At 73.5% G+C, this 17174-nt stretch carries 17 protein-coding genes and 1 pseudogene; 14 read left to right on the top strand and 4 right to left on the bottom strand.

Going from position 1 to position 17174, the window contains the following annotated elements; genetic code table 11:
- The first annotated feature begins 106 nt into the window (after window positions 1-106).
- From AB0D29_RS08625 to AB0D29_RS08605, 5 genes and pseudogenes are all read left to right on the top strand, one after another.
- Window positions 107-910, top strand: coding sequence for an ABC-2 family transporter protein (locus AB0D29_RS08625; RefSeq protein WP_362852790.1), 804 nt, complete (start codon window positions 107-109; stop codon window positions 908-910).
- Window positions 903-1874 carry an ABC transporter permease gene (locus AB0D29_RS08620; protein ID WP_362852789.1) on the top strand — a complete coding sequence of 324 codons (972 nt, stop codon included), beginning with the start codon at window positions 903-905 and terminating at the stop codon, window positions 1872-1874. The genes AB0D29_RS08625 and AB0D29_RS08620 overlap by 8 nt, the downstream gene beginning before the upstream one ends.
- A gap of 2 nt (window positions 1875-1876) precedes the next feature.
- A complete protein-coding gene (locus AB0D29_RS08615) occupies window positions 1877-2869 on the top strand; it encodes an ATP-binding cassette domain-containing protein (protein ID WP_362852788.1) in 993 nt (330 codons plus the stop codon).
- Between the two features lie 98 nt (window positions 2870-2967).
- Window positions 2968-3588 (top strand): annotated as a pseudogene (locus AB0D29_RS08610) (DUF1707 domain-containing protein); the annotation flags it as partial.
- Window positions 3589-4411: 823 nt separating this feature from the next.
- The gene (locus AB0D29_RS08605) at window positions 4412-5755 is read left to right on the top strand and encodes a DUF445 domain-containing protein (RefSeq protein ID WP_362852787.1); all 1344 of its coding nucleotides are present in this window, start codon (window positions 4412-4414) and stop codon (window positions 5753-5755) included.
- Between the two features lie 42 nt (window positions 5756-5797).
- Here the strand turns inward: AB0D29_RS08605 and AB0D29_RS08600 are convergent, their stop codons facing one another.
- Window positions 5798-6790, bottom strand: a complete 993-nt coding sequence (locus tag AB0D29_RS08600; RefSeq protein WP_362852786.1) for a hypothetical protein — start codon at window positions 6788-6790, stop codon at window positions 5798-5800.
- Window positions 6791-6824: 34 nt separating this feature from the next.
- Window positions 6825-7361 (bottom strand): GNAT family N-acetyltransferase, encoded by a 537-nt coding sequence (locus AB0D29_RS08595; RefSeq protein ID WP_362852785.1) that lies wholly within the window; start codon window positions 7359-7361, stop codon window positions 6825-6827.
- Between the two features lie 275 nt (window positions 7362-7636).
- Between AB0D29_RS08595 and AB0D29_RS08590 the strand changes: the two genes are divergently transcribed.
- Genes AB0D29_RS08590 through AB0D29_RS08580 form a run of 3 tightly spaced genes read left to right on the top strand, consistent with a single transcriptional unit; the run spans window position 7637 to window position 9125 of the window.
- A complete protein-coding gene (locus AB0D29_RS08590) occupies window positions 7637-7831 on the top strand; it encodes a hypothetical protein (protein WP_362852784.1) in 195 nt (64 codons plus the stop codon).
- Window positions 7832-7870: 39 nt separating this feature from the next.
- Window positions 7871-8167: a hypothetical protein gene (locus tag AB0D29_RS08585; protein WP_362852824.1), complete on the top strand. Its 297-nt coding sequence runs from the start codon at window positions 7871-7873 to the stop codon at window positions 8165-8167.
- 31 nt (window positions 8168-8198) lie between these two features.
- Complete coding sequence (locus tag AB0D29_RS08580; RefSeq protein WP_362852783.1) at window positions 8199-9125, top strand: YDG/SRA domain-containing protein; 927 nt, start codon at window positions 8199-8201, stop codon at window positions 9123-9125.
- 37 nt (window positions 9126-9162) lie between these two features.
- Here the strand turns inward: AB0D29_RS08580 and AB0D29_RS08575 are convergent, their stop codons facing one another.
- Window positions 9163-10158 carry an SEC-C domain-containing protein gene (locus AB0D29_RS08575; protein WP_362852782.1) on the bottom strand — a complete coding sequence of 332 codons (996 nt, stop codon included), beginning with the start codon at window positions 10156-10158 and terminating at the stop codon, window positions 9163-9165.
- A gap of 74 nt (window positions 10159-10232) precedes the next feature.
- On the opposite strand from AB0D29_RS08575, the gene AB0D29_RS08570 reads away from it, so the two are divergent.
- The 4 genes from AB0D29_RS08570 to AB0D29_RS08555 all read left to right on the top strand — a co-directional run bounded on the left by AB0D29_RS08570 (window position 10233) and on the right by AB0D29_RS08555 (window position 13432).
- Window positions 10233-11042, top strand: coding sequence for a class E sortase (locus AB0D29_RS08570; protein ID WP_362852781.1), 810 nt, complete (start codon window positions 10233-10235; stop codon window positions 11040-11042).
- A gap of 123 nt (window positions 11043-11165) precedes the next feature.
- Entirely contained in the window at window positions 11166-11483 is a 318-nt protein-coding gene (locus tag AB0D29_RS08565) for a DUF6412 domain-containing protein (protein ID WP_030718027.1), read from the top strand.
- A 132-nt stretch (window positions 11484-11615) separates the two neighbouring features.
- Window positions 11616-12389 carry a YidC/Oxa1 family membrane protein insertase gene (locus AB0D29_RS08560; protein ID WP_362852780.1) on the top strand — a complete coding sequence of 258 codons (774 nt, stop codon included), beginning with the start codon at window positions 11616-11618 and terminating at the stop codon, window positions 12387-12389.
- Window positions 12390-12574: 185 nt separating this feature from the next.
- The gene (locus AB0D29_RS08555) at window positions 12575-13432 is read left to right on the top strand and encodes a fumarylacetoacetate hydrolase family protein (RefSeq protein WP_362852779.1); all 858 of its coding nucleotides are present in this window, start codon (window positions 12575-12577) and stop codon (window positions 13430-13432) included.
- A 70-nt stretch (window positions 13433-13502) separates the two neighbouring features.
- Here the strand turns inward: AB0D29_RS08555 and AB0D29_RS08550 are convergent, their stop codons facing one another.
- Window positions 13503-14633, bottom strand: a complete 1131-nt coding sequence (locus AB0D29_RS08550) for a Gfo/Idh/MocA family oxidoreductase (RefSeq protein WP_362852778.1) — start codon at window positions 14631-14633, stop codon at window positions 13503-13505.
- Window positions 14634-14760: 127 nt separating this feature from the next.
- On the opposite strand from AB0D29_RS08550, the gene AB0D29_RS08545 reads away from it, so the two are divergent.
- Complete coding sequence (locus AB0D29_RS08545) at window positions 14761-15888, top strand: ROK family transcriptional regulator (RefSeq protein ID WP_362852823.1); 1128 nt, start codon at window positions 14761-14763, stop codon at window positions 15886-15888.
- Window positions 15889-16324: 436 nt separating this feature from the next.
- On the top strand, window positions 16325-17065 hold the full coding sequence (locus AB0D29_RS08540; protein WP_362852777.1) for a hypothetical protein: 741 nt from the start codon (window positions 16325-16327) through the stop codon (window positions 17063-17065).
- The last annotated feature ends 109 nt before the right edge of the window (window positions 17066-17174 follow it).

Here is a 17174-nt window from a genome sequence, read left to right as displayed (position 1 = left end):
GGACGGGCGTAAATCGGTCGCGTGGATCGCCCCTCCGCACTAAGCTCGCGCGCTTTGGCCGACGTAGGAACGACGTGGAAAACGGAGGGATACGGTGCGCCGGAGAGTGCGTCTCTACCTGGCGGTCGCGGCAGGGGGATTCAGGCGGTACGCCACCTATGGAACGGCGACGGCGGCCGGGGTCTTCACCAACACCACGTTCGGTTTCATCGTGGCGTACACGTACATCGCACTGTGGGACGAGCGCCCCGGACTCGGCGGCTACGACCAGGCGCAGGCCCTCACCTTCGTGTGGGTGAGCCAGTCGCTGCTCGCCGCAGGGGCGTTGATCGGGGGCGGCTTCCAGGAGGAGATCCAGGAGCGGGTGCGCACGGGCGACATCGCCGTCGACCTGTACCGGCCGGCGGACCTCCAGATGTGGTGGCTCGCCGCCGACATGGGTCGGGCGGGCTTCCAGCTGCTGGGGCGCGGACTGGTCCCGCTGGCGGCGGGGGCGCTGGCGTTCCGGCTGGCGCTGCCCACCGATCCGCTGCGCTGGCTGCTGTTCCTGGTCTCGGTCGCGCTCGGGCTGGTGGTGAGCTTCGCGGTGCGCTACCTGCTGGGGCTGCTGGCCTTCTGGCTGATGGACGGGGCCGGGATCAACCTGATGGCGACCGTCGTCACGATCTTCTTCTCCGGGATGGTGCTGCCGCTGACCGTCTTCCCGGGCGGTTTCGGCGAGTTCGTGCGCGTCCTGCCGTGGTCGGCGATCCTTCAGGTGCCGATGGACGTCCTGCTGGGCAAGCACGCGGGGGCCGGGGGCGCGGCCGAGGCGCTGGGGTTCCAGGCCGGGTGGGCGCTCGTACTGCTGGGCGCGGGGCGGCTGCTGCAGTCGGCGGCTACGCGGAAGGTGGTGGTCCAGGGTGGCTGAGGCGGAAGCGGTGGCGGCGGCCGAGGTCGTCGAGGCCGTCGAGGCGTCGCCGGGGCGGGAGTTGACGGCGTCGGGGGCGGGACCGGGCGCGGGGCCGGGTGCGGGACCGGGGGCGCCGTCGGGTGCGGGTCCGCTCGGCGGGTCCGCCCGCGTACGGCAGGTCCGGGAGGGGCTGCGCGGCTACGGGCTGATCGTGGCGATGTGGATCCGCTCCACGATGACGTACCGGGCGTCCTTCGCGCTGTCCGCGTTCGGGAACGCCGCGATCACCCTCCTCGACTTCGTCACCATCTACATCATGTTCTCCCACGTGGACGTCCTCGGCGGCTTCACGCTGCCCGAGATCGCCCTCCTGTACGGGGCCTGCTCGGCCTCCCTGGGGCTGGCGGACCTGCTGATGGGGAACACGGACCGGATCGGTGCCCGGATCCGGGACGGCTCGCTGGACACGATGCTGGTGCGTCCGGTTCCGGTGCTCGCGCAGGTGGCGGCGGACCGGTTCGCGCTGCGCCGGCTGGGGCGGGTCATGCAGGGGCTCGGGGTGCTGGGCTGGGCGCTCTGGTCCCTGGACGTGGAGTGGACGGCCGGGAAGGCGCTGATGGTGCCCGTGATGATCGTGGCCGGGGCGGCGATCTTCGCGGCGGTGATGCTGACCGGGGCGGCCTTCCAGTTCATCGCCGGGGACGCGGCGGAAGTCCAGAACTCCTTCACCTACGGCGGCTGCACGATGCTCCAGTACCCTCCGACGATCTTCGCGAAGGACCTGCTGCGCGGGGTCACCTTCGTCGTGCCGCTCGCCTTCGTCAACTGGCTGCCCGCGCTGTACGTGCTGGGGCGGCCCGATCCGCTGGGACTGCCCGGGTGGGTCGCGTACCTGGGTCCGCCGGTGGCCTTCCTGGTGTTCCTGCCCGCGTCGCTGGCGTGGCGCGCGGGAGTCCGTTCGTACCGAAGCACGGGGAGCTAGCTGTGGCTGACGAGGATGCGCTGATCTCGCTGGACGGGGTCGAGAAGGTCTTCGACGTACGGCGCCGGGTGAGTCTGATGCGCCGGGAGAAACGCCAGGTGCGGGCGGTGGACGGGATCAGCTTCGAGGTCGCGCGGGGCGAGATGGTGGGCTACATCGGGCCCAACGGCGCCGGGAAGTCGACCACCATCAAGATGCTGACGGGCATCCTGACCCCGAGCGGCGGCCGGCTGCGGGTCGCGGGCATCGACCCGTCGCGGGAGCGGATGCGCCTCGCGCACCGGATCGGGGTGGTCTTCGGGCAGCGCACCACGCTGTGGTGGGACCTGCCGCTGAAGGACTCGTACGGGCTGATGCGGCGGATGTACCGGATCCCGGCGGCGCGGTTCGCGGAGAACCTGGAACGCTGCGTGGACCGGCTGGACCTGGCCGAGCTGCTGGACGTACCGGTACGGCAGTTGTCGCTCGGGCAGCGGATGCGCGGGGACATCGCGGCGGCGCTGCTGCACGATCCGGAGGTGCTGTACCTGGACGAGCCGACGATCGGGCTCGACGTGGTGAGCAAGGCGAAGGTACGGGGCTTCCTGCGGCAGTTGAACGAGGAGCTCGGGACGACGGTGCTGCTGACCACGCACGACCTCCAGGACATCGAGCAGCTGTGCGAGCGGGTGATGGTGATCGACCACGGGCGGCTGATGTACGACGGGGTGCTGGACGGGCTGCACGCGGCGGGTTCGGCGGGTTCGGAGGGTTCCGCGGGGGCGAGCGAGCGGACGCTGGTGGTGGACCTGGAGCGGGAGCTCGCGCCGATCGAGGTGGCGGGTGCGCGGGTGGTGAAGGTGGAGGGGCCGCGGCAGTGGCTGGCGTTCCCGGCGGGGACGTCGGCGGCCCCGCTGGTGGCGGCGGTGGCGGCGGAGTACCCGCTGGTGGACCTGTCGGTGCGGGAGCCGGACATCGAGGACGTGATCGCGCGCATGTACGCGGGCCGGGGCTGACGCCGCGGGTCGATCAGGGGAAAACCGGGGTCGATCTCAGGGACGAGCCCAGGTCCTCCCCGTACAACTCCCGGGAAACCCTGCATAGTCTGGTGCGCATGAGTGACGATCGGCCGGAGAAGCCGTTGCCGGAGCTGAGGGCGTCGGATGCCGACCGGGACCGGGTGGCGGAGCGTCTGCGGGACGCCGTCGCCGAGGGCCGGCTCGACATGGAGGAATTCGAGGAGCGGCTGGAGGCGGCGTACAAGTCCCGGACGTACGCGGAACTGGAACCGCTGACGCGGGACCTGCCGGCGGCGGCGGGGCCGGCCGCGCAGCCGGTACCGGCCGCCGGGTCGGCGGCCGCGCCGTGGCCGGGGCGGATCGGCGGGGCGGGGACCTCCACGCTGGCGGTCGCGGTCATGTCGGGGTTCCAGCGCAAGGGCCGGTGGACGGTGCCGGCGCGCTTCGACGCCGTGGCGTTCTGGGGCGGCGGCGAGCTGGACCTGCGCGAGGCGGACTTCGCGCAGCGCGAGGTGGTGATCAACTGCGTCGCGATCATGGGCGGCATCGAGATCACGGTGCCGCCGGGGGTGGAGCTCGACGTACGGGGCTTCGGCTTCATGGGCGCCTTCGACCAACGCCACAGCCCGGGCCCGTCCCTGCCGGGCGCCCCGCGGGTCGTCATCACGGGCTTCGCCTTCTGGGGCGGCGTGGAAATCAAGGTCAAGAACCCCAAGCCCCCAGTGGCGGGCCCATCCCTCCGCAAAGAGCTGTAGCGGCGCGAACAGTGCCCATCCGGCGGTGCCCGCCTGCCAGGGTCCGAGGCCTGGGCCCGCCTGCCCGGGGCGGCGGGCATCGGCCCGTCGACAGGGCCGCTTCCCGACAGGCGGGCCGACGGCTCGACTTGCCGGGCCTGCGGCCGTCGCCGGCGGTGCGCGGGGCCGGGGGCCGGGCGGCCCGCCGCCCCGCGGACCCTCCGGACCCGCCGTGTCGCCCGCCGCTGCGCCCACGGCCGGGCGCCGCGCCGCCCGCCGGAGTGGCTGCCGGGCCGGCGGGTCGGCGGGCCGGCCCGTCCGGGCCTGGGCATCGGCGCGGCGACAGGCCGGCAGGTGGTTCGGCTTGTGGCCGCTCGCGGCTGTGCGCTGGGCAGGGGCCACATCGGCGCCGGCGCGTCGGCGGCGCGGACCGGGACCGTGGCCCTGCCGTCGACGCCGGGCCCCGGCCCATGCTGTCGCCTTCGGGGAGTCCGGGGCCCGGGCTTCGGCCGCCGGTGGGCCGGGGCTCCGGCTCGCGGCAGCGGATCCGGCCGGGGCCGGGCCTGGCCCTGTTCCGGGCAGGGAACGGATCGATCGGCCGGAGGCCGAGGGTGCTTGGCCCGTCGCGGAGCGGCAAGCCAGGCGTGGGTCTCCGTACGGCAGCCCGCGCGGGCAGCGGAGCGGCGCGGGTCTCCGTACCGCAGCCCGCGCGGGAGCGAAAGGGCGTGGCGGGAACTCCTCGGGCCTCCCAGGAGTCGGATGCTATGCAGACAAAACCGGCGCCCCCGGGGGAAGGCAGGAGCACGTGGAGAACCGCAGCACAGCCGGAGGCACCGCCCCGCCGCCGTCGCCACCACCACCCGTACCGCCCCCCGCCCGCGGAGCGTTCGTGTTCAACGCCGCGGACGAGGAGCGCCGGCGCGGTGTCCGGCGGATGAAGACCATCGCGACCGGTCTGCTGATCCTGGTGGCGCTGGTCTACGTACTGGCCAAGTACGCCCAGCACGCGTGGGGCGCCGGCGGCTGGGCCGCGTACGTGGCCGCCGCGGCCGAAGCCGGCATGGTCGGCGCGCTCGCGGACTGGTTCGCCGTCACCGCCCTCTTCAAGCGGCCGCTCGGCCTGCCCATCCCGCACACCGCGATCATCCCGACCAAGAAGGACCAGCTCGGCGTCACCCTCGGTGAGTTCGTCGGCGAGAACTTCCTCTCCTCCGACGTGGTCCGGGCCCGCCTCCACGCCCTCGGCATCGGCGGCCGCCTCGGGGCCTGGCTGGCCGAGCCCGCCCACGCGGACCGGGTCACGGCCGAGCTGGCGGCCGCCCTGCGCGGGGCGCTGACCGTACTGCGCGACTCCGACGTGCAGGCCGTCGTCGGCGAGGCGATCACCCGGCGCGCGGAGACCGCCGAGATCGCGCCGGGCATCGGCAAGACCCTGGAGCGGGTCGTCGCGGACGGCGGCCACCGCCGGGCCGTCGACCTGATCTGCGCCAAGGCCCACGACTGGCTCGTCACGCACGGGGACTCGATCACGGACGCGGTCCAGGGCGGCGCCCCCGGCTGGACCCCGCGGTTCGTGGACCGCAAGGTGGGCGAGCGCGTCTACAAGGAGCTGCTCCGTTTCGTCACGGAGATGCGGGACATGCCCGAGCACCCGGCGCGCGGGGCGGTGGACCGGTTCCTGCGGGACTTCGCGGCCGACCTCCAGTCGGACACGGAGACGCGCGCGAGGGTGGAGCGCCTCAAGTCCGAGATCCTGGCGCGCGACGAGGTCCAGGACGTCATCGCCTCGGCCTGGTCGGCGATCCGCGCGATGATCATCTCGGCGGCGGAGGACGAGCAGAGCGAGCTGCGCCTGCGGGTCCGCGCCTCGCTGATCTCCCTGGGCGCGCGGCTGGCCACCGACGGCCGGCTGCAGGCGAAGCTGGAGGGCTGGATCGAGGGCGCGGTCGTCTACGTCGTCACCACCTACCGGACCGAGATCACCTCGCTGATCACGGACACGGTGGCGGGCTGGGACGCCGAGCACACCTCCCGCAAGATCGAGGCCCACATCGGCCGCGACCTGCAGTTCATCCGGATCAACGGCACGGTGGTCGGCGCCCTGGCGGGCCTGCTGATCTACTCGGTGTCCCGCGCCTTCGGGGCGTAGGCGCGGGCGCAGGCGTAAGGGCAGGCGCAGGCGGGGGTGGGGCTACGGCCCCGGGAGCGGCAGCTCCAGCTGGGCGTGCCCGCGGGCGGTGACGCCCGGTGGCGCGGGGCGGGCCGCGCCCAGGGCGAGGAGGGCGCGCAGGGCGCCGATGACGTCCGCCGGCCGGTCCCGGAGGATCGCCGGGGTCGTACTGGCGACCAGGACGCCGCGGGACTCCAGGCGCAGCCGGCGGTGCAGCGTGGCCTGCCAGGCGTCGCGCGTGTAGTGGTACTCCGCGGAGTCGACCTCCAGCGCCACGCCCTCCTCGGGCCAGTACGCGTCCGGTGAGGCGAGGAAGGCGCCGTCCGGGGCGTAGAGACGGGCGTTCCACAGGGGTGCGGGCAGGTCCGTGGCCGACAGGGTGTCGCGGGCGCGGCCCTCGGCGATCGAGCGGACCCCGGCGAGCAGTTCCGCGGCGGCGGCGCGGACGGCGGGGCGGTGCCGGACGCGCCCGGCGCGCAGTTCGGCGTGCAGGTCGTGGGGGTGGCACCAGCCGCCCTGGACGACGTTCGCGAGGACGGAACGCACCAGGTCGGCGTCGTCCGTGCGGGCCGCGAAGTCGGCGGCGGCCCGGACCGGGCGGGCGCTGGGGACGCCGTGGATGTGGATGGTCGCGGGCCAGCGGGAGGTCGGGGCGGGGCGGACGCGGCCGGCGGCCGTCACCGTGCGCGGGGAGCGTACGAGGACGTGGAGCGGGTCGGGCGGGGCGCCGCGGATGCCGAGGAGGGCGAGTGCGGCGCCGCCGGTGAGCGCGGCGGTCGCCCCGGACAGCGGGTCGGCGGCGGGCTCGGCGGCGTACAGGACGGCGGACAGCGCGTGCTGCCGGGGCTCCGGCGGGCCGGTCTGCAGGAGGTACACCCGTGGCAGGAGCCGTTGCCAGGGGCCTGCGCGGCGGCTGCGGCCGCTGATGGTGGCGGCGGGGATCCCGGCCTGCCTGAGCTGGTGGTGGGTGGCCATGTTGAGCTGGCGCTGGGCGACGGCGATGCGTGTGATCATGCCCCGGATATGCCCGGTGGGGTGCGGGCGATGCTCAGGCCGAGGGGTGGTTCGGGGCGAGGAAGACGACGACGCCGTTCTCCGTTCCGGGCAGCGGGGTGACCTCGTGCCAGCCGAGCCGGCGGTAGGTGGCGACGGTGTCGGTGGCCATGCGCGCGGTGAGGAGCCAGGCGCGGGAGTCCGGGGCGTCGGCGGTGATCTCGGCGAGGAGGGCGCGGCCGGTGCCGTGGCCGCGCGCGTGCGGGCGTACGGCGAGCTCGTCGATCTCCAGGGCACCGATGAGGAGTTCCCGTACGCGCGGTCGGCCGAGCTGTGCGGTGACGCGCCCGTAGGAGCGGTCGGTGGGGAAGGTCTTGGGGGTCAGCCAGGCGGTGGCGAATCCGTCGATGCCGACGGCGGACTGGGCGAAGGCGGTACGGAATCCCGTACGGCGGCTGTCGGCCTGGAGCCGGGCGGCGAACTGGCGAATGGTTTCTTCGTCTTCGTTCCACGGCGGCGCGGAGAAGACCTCGCTGTAGGCGTCGGCGAGTTCGTCCGACAGGTCCAGGACGGCCGGTCCATAACAGATCACGTTTGCAGCTCCTTGGGCCGGCTTGGGCGGCTTCGGTCGTATCGCCCCTCTCAGAGAGTGAATCTACGCCGGGGAGGTTCCCTTGAGGGCAGGTGCACGGATCCGGAGGGTGTGCGACAAATCCGACTTCCGTACGGTGTCGCGGAACGCCCGTATCGGCGGTGCACGGGCGGGCGTTGAACGGGGAGAGCGCGCAGCCGAGCGCATCGCACGACTGGCACGACTTGCACGACGCGCAGGAACCGCACGACTAGCACGACACCCCGGAGCCCAACGTGCCGACGAACACCCTCATCACCCGCGTACTGGTCGCGCTCGGAGGCTGCGCCGTGGCGTTCTTCATCATCCTGGGAGTGATGGCGGTGCTTCCCCGCGCCGTTCAGGACAGCGTCCCGCCCGGTGTCCTCGGCGGAGCCGTCGTGGTGCTGGGGGTGGCGGCCGCGCGCCGCTTCACCCGCCGGGCGCGTTAGCCTCGACCGATGACGTCCGAACGGCCGGATGCCCCCACCATGGCGCAGATCCCCACCTCACTCGTGGCCGCAGCCGGCCTCGTCGGCGGCTACGCCGCCGCCCGCTGGACCGGCAAGCGCCCCCTCGGCGGCGTGGTCCTCGCGGCCGCCGGCACCGTCGCGGCCCGCGAATGGCACCGCCGCACGACCCCGACGACGACGGCCGTCCTCGGCGCGGCCTACATCGCCGCCTTCGCCGCCTCCCACCCCCTGGCCAAGAAGATCGGCCCCTGGCCCGCGGTCTTCACAGCCGCCACCACGATGGCCGCAGCCACCTACGCGACGGCCGACCGCTGACCCACGATTGATCCTTTGACATGATGCGCGCATGACTGCGCCTTCAAGATCCGTCGCGTTCGGTACCCCTGACGGTGTGGCTGAGGGGGACTGGTTTAAGGGCCACACGGAGCTCCACGCCCACGGCCTTCACCGCTTCAAGGGGCAGGGAATCTCGGGCACCGAGAAGACGGGTGCCGACTCCATCGTGCTCTCCGGCGGCTACATAGACGATCGTGACGAAGGCGACCTGATCGTCTATACAGGCGAAGGGGGCCGCGACCGGGATTCGGGGCGGATGGTCGCCGACCAGTCCCTGGGGAAGCGGGGCAACGCTGCGCTGGTCGTTTCGCAGGCCATGGGACATCCCGTGCGCGTGATCGAGGGCCTCGGGATCACCCGGGGCAAGCGCCGGCGAGCGACCAAGGGCTACGTCTACCGCGGGCTGTTCAGGGTGGCGGACCACTGGCTGACGGCCGGGCAGGAAGGCTTCGGCATCTGCCAGTTCGAGCTGCTCAAGATCCGGCCCGGACAGGTGCCGACCCCTCAGCCCGTGGACCCGTTGGCCGGTGCTGAGACGCCCTTCGAGGAACAGGCCCGGCGCTACATCTCCCAGGATCGACTGGTGCGCGACTCCACGGTCGTGCGCGCGGTGAAGAAGATGTACGACAACACCTGCCAGATATGTCGCGCACGGCTGATCGTTTCCCTGGAGGGCGAGGCCTACAGCGAGGCGGCGCACATACAGGCCGTCGGCAAGCCGCACTTGGGTCACGACCGGATCGAAAACGTCCTGTGCCTGTGCCCCAACTGCCACGCCCTGTTCGATCGGGGCGCCCTGCAGCTGACGGACGAGCTCGATGTGATCGACGGAATCACCGGCCGGTTCCGCGCGGCGCTTGCGCAGGCCAAGGGTCACAACATCGGCATCCAGTTTGCGCGCAAGCACCGCGAGCGGTGGGCGAACCGGCTCCCGTAGGGGCGGAGGCGTGGTGGCTACCGCCCCCCAGGGCCCTTCAGCCCCCGTGGCATTCCGCGTACGGCTTGCCCGATGTGCACCAGCAGGGGTTGGTGGGGGTGGGGGGCCAGGGGGTGGCTTTGCCGCGGGCGGCGAGGGTGGTGGCGTATTCGGCCAGGAGGGACGGGGAGGCCGGGGAGGTCTTCTCGGAGGCCGCGAAGGCCTCGTAGGAGGGGACGCTCGCGGTGACGATGCCGAGGTTCGTGGTGCCCGAGGCGGCCAGGGCGCGCAGGGACGTCTCGATCTCCCTCAGGTGGGCCTCGTGCGAGGCGTACTCCGTGGCGAGCGTGGGGTACGAGGTGAGGAGCTCGGCCAGTTCGCGTGCGGGCCAGTGGAGGATCGCCACCGGGAACGGGCGGGAGAGGGCCGCGCGGCGGTCGCCCAGTTCGGCGCGCAGGCGGGCGATCTCGGCGCGCAGTTCGGCGGGGTCGTCGGAGCCGAGCGCCCAGATGCGCTTCGGGTCGTGGAGCTCGTCCAGGGGGATCGGGCCGATGTGACGGGTGTCGGCGACCATGTCCCAGTCGTCGTGCGGGCGCCCGAGGAGGCGGCGTACCCGGTGGCGGCCCGTCAGGAGGGCGGTGGTGGCCTGGGTGAGCGGGTCGTCCTCCGTGATGAGGAGGGTCGCCGCTTCGGTGAAGCACTCGTGCGAGGCCTCCAACTCGTCGTGGGCCTCAAGGGCTTCCGCGATGACCTCCCACGGCGCCGGGTCCTTGGGCGAGGCGGCGCGGATCCCCGAGATGAGGGCGCGGGCCTCCGCCTCGTGGCCGTACTCCCACAGGTTCGCCGCCTGCAGGGCCTTGATCAGGTGGGGGTCGGAAGGCGAGGAGGACAGGAGTTGGTCGTAGAGGGCGCTCGCCCGGTCGCGTGCGTCGGCCAGTTCGAGGTGGGCCGCGGCCTGGAGGAGCAAGGGCTCCTGGTCCTCGGGGTAGCGGGTCGCCGTGCGGATGAGGCGCTCGGCTTCGGCGATGTGCTCGGCAGGCGTGTCGGGGCGCATGGTTCACACCGTACTGCCGCTGGTCAGTTGACGGGGGAGGACTTAGGGTGCCGCCCGTGCGGGATCACATACCTGTGGTGGTTCAGGGGAGCGGCCGGCGGGCGCGCCGGGCCGGTCTCGTGGGGGTGCTGTGGGCGGCCGCCGAGCTGACCGTCACCGTGGGCGTGGTGGTGTTGTTGCTGGTGGTGCACCAGGTGTGGTGGACCAACCGGCAGGCCGCGGCCGCCGCGCAGGACCGGGTCCAGGCCCTGGAGCGGGCCTGGGGGCAGGATCCCGCACCTGGTGGACCTGACGCACCTGACTCACCTGACGCACCCGGCGCACCCGGCGTACCCGGCGCACCTGATCTTCCGGAGCCGACCGCGACCGTTCCCGTACCCGTACCCGTACCGCCCGGGCCCGGCCCCGCCGAGAAGGCCGCCGCCGGGCCGGCGGCGCAGCGGGACCGGGCGTACGCCGTCCTGCGCATCCCGCGCCTCGGGCTCGTCGTGCCCGTCGCGCAGGGGATCGACAAGCGGGCCGTCCTGGACAAGGGCTACGTCGGGCAGTACCCCGGGACCGCCGGGCCCGGGGAGCGGGGGAACTTCGCGCTGGCCGGCCACCGGAACACCCACGGCGAGCCCTTCCGCTACATCAACCGGCTGCGGGCGGGCGACGAGCTGATCGTCGACATCCGGGGGCGCAGGTTCACGTACGTGGTCGGCAAGACCCTGAGCGAGACGACCGAGCGGGACACCGGGGTGATCGCGCCCGTGCCGCGGAGCGTCGTGAAGCCGGACCAGGGGTACGGCGAGCCCGGCGCGTACATCACCCTCACCACCTGCACGCCCGAGTACAGCTCCAAGTACCGGCTGGTGGTCTGGGGGACCCTCAAGCCATCGTGACCCCCAAGCCCTCCTGACCCTCGAGTCCTCCCGACCCCGTTCCGTTGTCAGCGGGGCCGGTTACCATCGAACGCGTACGTGAATGCGCGTGCCGGAGTACGGAGTGGAGAGGGGGAGGTCCGCATGGCCAACGTGTTCGCCCGGGCCTCGCGCGCCCTCGCCGTGCTGCTCCCGCTCGTGCTGCTCGGGGGAGTCCTCGGGCTGTTCGCCGGGGAGAGCGGGCTGGGCGCCGTCGTGGTCGCCCTCGCGGCCACCGTCGCCGTGGGCACCGAGGCCCTGGCCGCCGCCACGCGGCTCGTGCGGCCCGTGCCGCCGCACCGCATACGCACCGCGATACGTGATCGCGAGCAGCGCACGGCGTTCCTGCCGCAGCGTGATCCCGACGCCTCGGGCCGGTCGCGGCCCAGGGCACCCGGCCGTGCCCTCCTGACGGCCGCGTAGGGGCGCGCAGTACATCCTGTTGTCGTGCTTGTTCTCGCCTTCTGCTGACTGATCACTGTTGTCGCCCCTCGCGGGTCGTCACGCCGAAATGCATCTCTTTCGACGTTCGACGAGACCCTTCGGAGGGCCCACGTGTCCGTTTTCACCCACCTTGTTGCTGAGCTGGGCCGGCTTCTGGAGCCGGTACTGGCCCAGTCCGCGACCGCTGCCGCGATCGTGCTGTTCACCGTGCTCGTACGGCTCGCGCTGCACCCGCTGAGCCGGGCCGCCTTCCGCGGGGCGACCCCGGCGGCGGGGTGCCTGCCGCTGCTGCTCCAGCTGCCGGTGTTCTTCGTGATGTACCAGGCGTTCTCCTCGTCGAAGGTCGGCGGCGAGGCCAACGAGCTGCTCGGACACCGGCTCTTCGCCGCGCCGCTGGGCTCCCGGTGGACCGAGGCGCTGGGGGAGGGCGGCCCGTTCGGGGCACAGGGGCTGGTGTTCCTCGGCCTGTTCGGGGCGATCGCGGTGGTCGCCGCCTGGAGTGCGGTACGGGGCCGCAAGGCCGCGGCCGCGGCGGCGGCCTCCGCCTCCGCGGCGACATCGGCCGGCCGTGGCAAGGCCAAGCCGGGAGCGGCGAAAACCAAGCCGGGCGCCAAGCCGGGCACCAAGCCGGGCGTCAAGGCCGGGGTCGTGGCCGAGGTGACCGCCGAGCAGCAGGAGGTCATGCGCAAGCTGGGCGGCGTACTGCCCCTGCTGTCGTTCGGGACGCTGATCACGGCCGCCGTGGTGCCGCTGGCCGCCGGGCTGTACCTGCTGACCACCACCGCGTGGTCGGTGGCGGAGCGGATCTGGCTCCAGCACCGCAAGGAGCGGGCCGAGCGTGCGGAGAAGGCCGGCCGGACGGAACAGGTGGAGCAGATGGCGTAAGTGGCGCAAGTGGCGTAGGTGGAGTGGGTGGCGGGCGGTGGAGGGGCGCGTTCCAGTCCGTGAACAAGGTCTTGCGGATTGGGCGAACTTCTTGGAGGATCAACCAATCCTCCGATGGCCGCAACCCATCGGCCGGCCCGTGGCACGCCCATGGGCCGACCACCCACGACCACGGGAGAATGCCCATGAAGCTGCTGCGTGTCGGACCCGTCGGGTCGGAACGCCCCGCGCTGCTCGACCAGGACGGGACCCTGCGTGACCTGTCCGGCCTGATCACGGATGTGGACGGCGGCCTCCTGGCCGACGACTCCGTGCTGTCCCGGGTACGGGACGCGGCCGCGTCCGGTGAGCTTCCGGTCCTGGGCGCCGAAGGGCTCCGGATCGGTGCGCCGGTCGGCCGCATCGGCAAGGTCGTGGGCATCGGCCTGAACTACTTCGGGCACGCGGCCGAGATCGGCGCGGAGCCGCCGGCCGAGCCGATCCTGTTCCTGAAGGCCGCGGACACCGTGGTCGGCCCCGACGACACCGTGCTGATCCCGCGCGGCAGCGTGAAGACCGACTGGGAGGCCGAGCTCGGCGTCGTCATCGGCAGCACCGCCCGCTACCTGTCCTCCGCCGAGGAGGGTCTCGCGCACGTGGGCGGCTACGTGCTGGTCAACGACGTCTCGGAGCGCGAGTTCCAGATCGAGCGCGGCGGCACCTGGGACAAGGGCAAGAACTGCGAGACCTTCACCCCGCTCGGCCCCTGGCTGGTCACCGCCGACGAGGTCCCGGACCCGCAGGTCCTGGACGTGAAGCTGTGGGTCAACGGTGAGCTGAAGCAGGACGGCAGCACCTCGGACCAGATCTTCCCGGTCGGCGAGGTCGTCCGGTACCTGAGCCAGTTCATGACCCTCTACCCCGGTGACGTCATCGTCACGGGTACGCCGGCCGGCGTGGCCATGGGCCAGCCGGAGCCGAAGCCGTACCTGCGGGCCGGTGACGTCGTGGAGGTGGCGATCGAGGGCCTGGGCCGTCAGCGCCAGGAATTCAAGAGCACCTAGGGACACGCGCAAGGAGGGGGCGGGGCCGCCATCGCGGTCCCGCCCCCTCATTTCGTGCGCGCGCGGTACGTCACTCCGAACCGGACGGTGCGGCGGGAATCTCCACCACCACGCCCTCGAGGGACGACTTGCGCGCCGCCTCCAGTACGTCGAGGCAGTGCGCGGCCTCGTGTGCCGTGACCGGGGCCGGCCCGCCCGTGCGCAGGGCCGCCGCCACCGCCGCGTAGTACGCCGGGTAGTCGCCCGGCTCGGTCGGCAGCGGGGTCCCGCCGCCGGTCAGCGGGGACTCTCCGGAACCCACCCGCCCCCACAGGTGCGGGGGCTCCTCGCCCCAAGGCGTCTCGCCGTCCGGCCGCAGCCCCTCGCGCAGGGCGCCCTCCTGGGGGTCGAGTCCGTACTTCACGTACCCGGCCCGCGAACCCAGCACCCGGAACCGCGGTCCCAGCTGGGCGGTGGTCGCGCTGACGTAGAAGTGGGAGCGGACCCCGTTCGCGTGCGTGACGGCGATGAAGGTGTCGTCGTCGGTCTCGGCGCCCGGGCGGCGCGCGTCGGTCTCCGCGTAGACCCGTACGGCCGGACCGAAGAGCACGAGCGCCTGGTCCACGACGTGGCTGCCGAGGTCGTACAGCAGGCCGCCGATCTCCTCCGGGGCGCCCGACTCGCGCCAGCCGCCCTTCAGCTGCGGGCGCCAGCGCTCGAAACGGGACTCGAAGCGCTGGATCTCACCGAGTTCGCCCTCCACGAGGAGGCGCTGCAGGGTGAGGAAGTCGTTGTCCCAGCGGCGGTTCTGGAAGACGGAGAGGAAGGTTCCGCTGCGGTCCGCGAGGGCGGCCAGCGCGCGGGCCTCGGCGGCGGTGGCGGCGAGCGGCTTGTCCACGACCACCGGGATCCCGGTTTCGAGGGCGGTGGTGGCGAGCGGGACGTGCGTCCGGTTGGGGGAGGCGACCACGACGAGGTCGAGGTCCCGGTCCCACAGCTCGTCGGCGGTGGCGGCGATGCGGACGTCGGGGAACTCCGCGCGGGCCTGGGCCTGGCGGGCCGGGTCGGAGGTGACGACGGTGTCGAGGGCGAGTCCGTCCGTGGCTGCCACGAGGGGGGCGTGGAAGACGGAACCGGCGAGTCCGTAGCCGATGAGGCCGACGCGGAGTGGGGTGGTGGGGGCGGAAGAGGTGGGGGAGGTGGAGGAGGCGGAGGTGCTCATGCAACCACTTTGGCAACAGTGTTGCTGGAGTGCAAGGAAGGTGGACAATGGGCTCGTGAACAGGGGAAGCGGGGACAGGCGCGGCGGGGTGAACCTGCCGGCACTGCGCGGGTACAACGAGGCGCTGATGCTGGATCTGCTGCGCGGCGCGGGCCCGGCGGGCCTGGGGCGCGCCGAGCTCGCGGCCCGTACGGGGCTCACCCCGCAGGCCGTCAGCAAGATCACGGCCCGGCTCGGCGCGGACGGGCTGATCGCCGAGGCCGGGCGCGCCGCGTCCACCGGCGGCAAACCGCGCACCCTGCTCCGCCTGGTGCCGCAGGCGCGGCACGCGGTCGGGGTGCACGTGGACCGCGACGAGCTCCGGGCGGTACGGGTGGACCTGGCGGGCCGGGTCGTCGGCGAGTGCCGTGGCCCGCTGGACTTCGGGGCCGGCCCGGAAGCGGTGGTGGAGGCGGTCGTACGGGCGGTCGCGCGGGTCGCGGACCCGGTCGGGCTGCCGCTCCTGGGCGTCGGGGTGGTCGCACCGGGACCGCTCGACCACCGCGCCGGGACGATGGGGCGAGTCACCGGGTTCCCGAGCTGGAAGGGCTTTCCGCTGCGGGGGGTGCTCCAGGGGCGGCTGGGCCTGCCGGTACTGCTGGACAAGGACACGAACGCCGGTGCGGCGGCGGCCGCCGGGGCATGGCTGCGGGCCACGTGGCCGGATGCGGAGGGGGACGCGGGGGACGCCGGGTATGTGGCGGACGCCGGGTTCGGCGCGGGCGGCGCGGGCGGCGTTCCGGATACGTACGGGTATGCCGGCGGCGGGCCCCGCACCTGCGTGTACCTGCACGTCGGGACCGGGCTCGGCGCGGGGTTGTGGCTGGGCGGCGGGGTCTACCGGGGTGCGCGCTCGGCGGCCGGGGAGTTCGGGCACCAAGTGCTCCTGATGGACGGCCCACCCTGCCGGTGCGGGGCGCGCGGCTGCGTGGAGGTGCTGTGCCTGGGGGCGGTGGCTCGGGGCGATCTGCCCGAGGCGGCGCGGATCCTGGGCGAGGCCGCGGCGAACCTGGTCGCGCTGCTGGATGTGGACCGCGTGCTGCTCGGCGGGCGGGTGGTGGAGGCGGCGCCGGACGTCTTCGTGGCCGGGGTCGGGGCGGTTCTCGCGGCCCGCGCGCTGGATCCTGCCCGGCCGGTGGTCGCCCTCGCGGGGGCGGGCGTGGCGGAGGGGGCGGCGGAGCTGGCGCTCGGGCCGGTGTTCGGGCGGGCGGAGTGACGGTCCCCTGCCGGTCCCGTGCCGGGTGCGGTGCCGGGGGTTGTGCCGGGTGCGGCGCCGTTGCCGGGGGCGCTGCCCCCGGACCCCCGCGCCTCAAACGCCGGCGGGGCTGAGTTGGGGGTCGGTTCCGGCGGGGCCGGGCGCGCGCCGGGGCGTCTCCTCGGGCGCCGAACGTGTCGAGGGGTCGGAGAGTGCGGCGGCAGTGCGTTCGGCGCCCTGCGGGGATCACCCCGGCACACACCCGACCCCGCCGGACCCGACCCGGGCGGTCGGGCGGTTCGGGGGTTGACCCGTCAGGCGATCGGGCGTAAACCGGAACGGCTCAGGCGTGGCGCGTGGGGTGGGGGTCCGCGGGCGTGGCACGGTGCGGGCAGGGCCAGGGTGATTGTCACCTGGTCTGATCATCGTCCCGTCCGGCGAGCAGCGAAGGTCTTCCATGCGACTGCGCAAAGCCCTTGCCCTCACCGCCGTACTCGTAGCCACCACCGCCCCCACCGCGGCCGCGGACATCGGGACCGGCGGCGGGGCCCGCCCCGCACCCGCGCTGCCCTCCCGCGCACAGGCCACCTGTGGCGACGGGAAGAGCACCGCCTTCCCCATCGGGGCGCGCATCCGCGGCGGCCCGGCCGTGTACCGCACCGGCGGCGATCCGCAGACCTGGTACCTGGACCTGACCAACACCACGGACTCCGAGTGCACGGCCATCCACCCCGTCGTCGTCTTCACCGACAAGGCCCGCGCCCTGCGCCCCGCGCACCTGCGGATGGAGTTCGACGCGCCGGGCGGCACCTTCCCCGCCAGCCTGGAGCGCAGCGACCGCGACGAGATCATCGCGGTCTTCGACGGCGGCGACGCCTTCCCCGGTTTCACCGTCGGCCCCGGCGGCTCCCGGACCGTCAGGGTCGGCCTCGCCTTCGCCCCCGACGCCCCCACCGGCGAGGTCCTCGCCGACGCCGCCCTCGTCCAGCGCAAGGGCGACGACGGCGACTGGATCGGCGAGGCCGGCGGCTACCGCTTCTCCGTCGAGAGCCCGGAGGATCCCGTCGAGGCGGGCTCCCTCGCGCACACGGGCCCGCGGGAGTGGGCGTACGGAGCGGGCGCCGTGGCCGCGCTCGCCACCGGCGGCGGCCTCCTCTTGGGCGCCCGCCGCCTGCGTACCTCCGACGACCGCCCCTGATCCACCCCGAACTGTCCGACCGCCCGGGTCGGGTCCGGCGGGGTCGGGTGTGTGCCGGGGTGATCCCCGCAGGGCGTCGAACGCACTGCCGCCGAGCCCTCCGACCCCT

The organism is Streptomyces sp. NPDC048424, assembly GCF_040651555.1.
Taxonomy (GTDB): domain Bacteria; phylum Actinomycetota; class Actinomycetes; order Streptomycetales; family Streptomycetaceae; genus Streptomyces.
This window is presented reverse-complemented; position numbering and strand designations above follow the sequence as displayed.

Coding starts and splice junctions, on each gene's coding strand:
- AB0D29_RS08585 (WP_362852824.1), top strand. CDS start 7,871: ATGGCGCAGATCCCCACCTCACTCGTGGCCGCAGCCGGCCTCGTCGGC.
- AB0D29_RS08550 (WP_362852778.1), bottom strand. CDS start 14,633: ATGAGCACCTCCGCCTCCTCCACCTCCCCCACCTCTTCCGCCCCCACC.
- AB0D29_RS08540 (WP_362852777.1), top strand. CDS start 16,325: ATGCGACTGCGCAAAGCCCTTGCCCTCACCGCCGTACTCGTAGCCACC.
- AB0D29_RS08555 (WP_362852779.1), top strand. CDS start 12,575: ATGAAGCTGCTGCGTGTCGGACCCGTCGGGTCGGAACGCCCCGCGCTG.
- AB0D29_RS08565 (WP_030718027.1), top strand. CDS start 11,166: ATGGCCAACGTGTTCGCCCGGGCCTCGCGCGCCCTCGCCGTGCTGCTC.
- AB0D29_RS08580 (WP_362852783.1), top strand. CDS start 8,199: ATGACTGCGCCTTCAAGATCCGTCGCGTTCGGTACCCCTGACGGTGTG.
- AB0D29_RS08575 (WP_362852782.1), bottom strand. CDS start 10,158: ATGCGCCCCGACACGCCTGCCGAGCACATCGCCGAAGCCGAGCGCCTC.
- AB0D29_RS08600 (WP_362852786.1), bottom strand. CDS start 6,790: ATGATCACACGCATCGCCGTCGCCCAGCGCCAGCTCAACATGGCCACC.
- AB0D29_RS08545 (WP_362852823.1), top strand. CDS start 14,761: ATGCTGGATCTGCTGCGCGGCGCGGGCCCGGCGGGCCTGGGGCGCGCC.